This window comes from Pseudoalteromonas sp. MMG033 (assembly GCF_057197785.1).
Genome location: NZ_CM170070.1, coordinates 1 through 2,500 on the forward strand (window position 1 = coordinate 1; position 2,500 = coordinate 2,500).

Annotated in this window: 1 protein-coding gene and 3 rRNA genes (1 of these 4 cut by a window edge); 1 reads left to right on the forward strand and 3 read right to left on the reverse strand. The window is 44.5% G+C overall.

What is annotated here, in order from left to right; genetic code table 11:
* Positions 1-128 precede the first annotated feature (128 nt).
* Positions 129-1,095 (forward strand): IS630 family transposase gene (locus tag AC2CZC_RS00005; protein WP_484584823.1). Its coding sequence is split into 2 segments (ribosomal slippage): positions 129-527 and positions 529-1,095, totalling 966 coding nucleotides; the frame shifts between segments, so codons are not numbered across the junction.
* A gap of 119 nt (positions 1,096-1,214) precedes the next feature.
* Here AC2CZC_RS00005 and rrf (AC2CZC_RS00010) read toward each other — a convergent pair.
* From rrf (AC2CZC_RS00010) to AC2CZC_RS00020, 3 genes are all read right to left on the reverse strand, one after another.
* Positions 1,215-1,329, reverse strand: a 5S ribosomal RNA gene (rrf, locus tag AC2CZC_RS00010).
* A 47-nt stretch (positions 1,330-1,376) separates the two neighbouring features.
* Positions 1,377-1,491 (reverse strand): 5S ribosomal RNA (rrf, locus tag AC2CZC_RS00015).
* Between the two features lie 178 nt (positions 1,492-1,669).
* A 23S ribosomal RNA gene (locus AC2CZC_RS00020) occupies positions 1,670-2,500 on the reverse strand (it continues 2,052 nt past the right edge of the window).

A 2,500-nucleotide genomic window follows, 5' to 3' on the forward strand; every position in this document is an offset into this window, starting at 1 on the left:
ATACCAATCCGCTTAAATATCTGATCTAATATAGAGCATATAAAATTACAGACTAAATAACGTTGAACCCAAGTATATCTGAACAGCTTTTAGCGCTTTCTCGAAAAGAACCCAACGCACGTAAACGTATGCGATTACTTGCTGTGTCATTATTTTATGAAGGTCATAGCAGAACCGACATTGCAAAACGCCTTAATATAGCACGGAGTAGTGTTAATAAATGGGTCTCTAGTTACCTAGAGCATGGGCTCGATGGCTTAGACAATAAGCCTATTCAAGGACGTCCATCCAGACTGCAGCAGTCTCAGCTTGATCAACTGTCTGAATTTATTAAACGCACAAACACGGAGCTTCAAGGTGGCCGTCTAACCGGTGAGGACATTGTGCATTACATTAGCAGTGAATTTGGTGTTCATTACCACTTAAATCATGTCTATAAAATCCTAAAGCAGCTTGGCTTTAGTTGGATCACAAGTCGTTCAAAACACCCTAAGCAGTCATTACAAAGCCAAGAAGCTTTTAAAAAACTTCCAACTGGAAACGATCCTTCACACACCAGGACACTTACCTCTTGATCGTATCGACGTATGGTTTCAGGATGAAGCTCGATTTGGCCAGCAAAATCCGACTACACGCATTTGGGCTAAGACGGGTACTCGGCCAAGGATTGTGAAACAACAACAGTTTGAATACGGGTATTTATTTGGTGCAGTATGTCCTGCCACGGGCCAAACAGAAGCGCTAGTAAGTCCATTCGTAAATAAAGAAGCGATGACGCAGCACATGCGTCAAATATCACAAGCTACACCAATTGGTAGGCATGCAGTAGTGATAATAGATGGCGCAGGCTGGCATACACATGATACTGCGTCAGAATTCAGCAACTTAACGCTAATAAAGCTTCCCCCTTACTCACCTGAGTTAAATCCAATAGAACAAGTATGGAGCTGGATAAGGCAACATTGCTTATCCAATAGAATATTTTCGGGCTATGTAGAAATAGTTGACGAAGTTTCAAAAGCTTGGAATCAATTTATTTCAATACCTGAACGAGTTAAGAAAATGTGCAGTCGTGAATGGATAAAGCTGATTTAATCTTTATGCGGAATGGTATAATTCGTCTCTTTATCAATGTGCATGACCTCTGCAACATTCGAGACGATTTAGCACGAAAAAAGCCCGACTCTTTCGAATCGGGCTTTCTCTTATTTGGCGCTTGGCAATGTCCTACTTTCACATGGGAAACCCCACACTATCATCGGCGCTATTTCGTTTCACTACTGAGTTCGGCATGGGGTCAGGTGGTTCCAAAATGCTATGTTCACCAAGCAAATTCTTTGCTTTTTAGTTTTTATTATTTATTTTTTGAAATTGGGCCCTGGCAATGTCCTACTTTCACATGGGAAACCCCACACTATCATCGGCGCTATTTCGTTTCACTACTGAGTTCGGCATGGGGTCAGGTGGTTCCAAAATGCTATGTTTACCAGGAAATTCTTTTCGTGCAAATGGTTAATGACGTCTTTTTGTCATTTCATTTGCGCAAGGTGAATTGATTTCTCATAAGAGCTAATTTATTCACAATGCTTAAATTCGGAGAGCGTAATTAAATTCTTATCGTCTACTTTCTATTCTTAACTTCTAACAAGTCAAACCACTTTGGCGTTGTATGGTTAAGCCTCACGGGTAATTAGTACGAGTTAGCTCAATGCCTCACAGCACTTCCACATCTCGCCTATCAACGTTGTAGTCTTCAACGGCCCTTCAGTTAACTTAAAGTCAAAGTGAGAACTCATCTCGAGGCTCGCTTCCCGCTTAGATGCTTTCAGCGGTTATCGATTCCGAACGTAGCTACCGGGCAATGCTATTGGCATAACAACCCGAACACCAGCGGTTCGTCCACTCCGGTCCTCTCGTACTAGGAGCAGCCCCTCTCAATTCTCAAACGCCCACGGCAGATAGGGACCGAACTGTCTCACGACGTTCTAAACCCAGCTCGCGTACCACTTTAAATGGCGAACAGCCATACCCTTGGGACCGACTTCAGCCCCAGGATGTGATGAGCCGACATCGAGGTGCCAAACACCGCCGTCGATATGAACTCTTGGGCGGTATCAGCCTGTTATCCCCGGAGTACCTTTTATCCGTTGAGCGATGGCCCTTCCATTCAGAACCACCGGATCACTATGACCTACTTTCGTACCTGCTCGACGCGTCTGTCTCGCAGTTAAGCTGGCTTCTACCATTACACTAACCGTACGATGTCCGACCGTACTTAGCCAACCTTCGTGCTCCTCCGTTACTCTTTGGGAGGAGACCGCCCCAGTCAAACTACCCACCAGGCACTGTCCTCAACCCCGATTAGGGGCCTAAGTTAGAACATCAACACTACAAGGGTGGTATTTCAAGGACGGCTCCACACAATCTAGCGACTGTGCTTCAAAGCCTCCCACCTATCCTACACATGTAGGGTCAATGTTCAGTGCCAAGCTGTAGTAAA